Annotated in this window: 1 pseudogene; it reads left to right on the top strand. The window is 45.1% G+C overall.

From position 1 onward, the window contains the following. Window positions 1–268: pseudogene (locus IQP38_RS26860) on the top strand (IS3 family transposase); the annotation flags it as partial.

The raw sequence follows: 268 nt of genomic DNA, 5'->3' as shown, positions 1-268 counted from the left end.
AGCGTTACGAAGTTTTGTCAGTTAGTACAAATCTCTCGCCAAGCTTATTATAAGCAATGCCAAACTCAATCTCGTTGTGAACATCATGAGCATGCTGTCATTGGCTTTGTCCATGAAGTCAGGCTGAAGCAGCCACGCATTGGCACGCGTAAACTGAAGTTCTTAGCAGTAACAAAGGGCATTCAAATAGGTCGCGATAAGCTCTTTGAACTTCTCAGAAAGCATCGGCTGTTAGTGAGAGCAAGACGAGCCTATCACCGAACGACTG

It is taken from the genome of Vibrio sp. OPT41 (assembly GCF_015163595.1).
Lineage (GTDB): Bacteria > Pseudomonadota > Gammaproteobacteria > Enterobacterales > Vibrionaceae > Vibrio > Vibrio alginolyticus.
The sequence above is the reverse complement of the archived record's forward strand: the minus strand, read 5'-3'. Positions and strand labels throughout refer to the sequence as shown.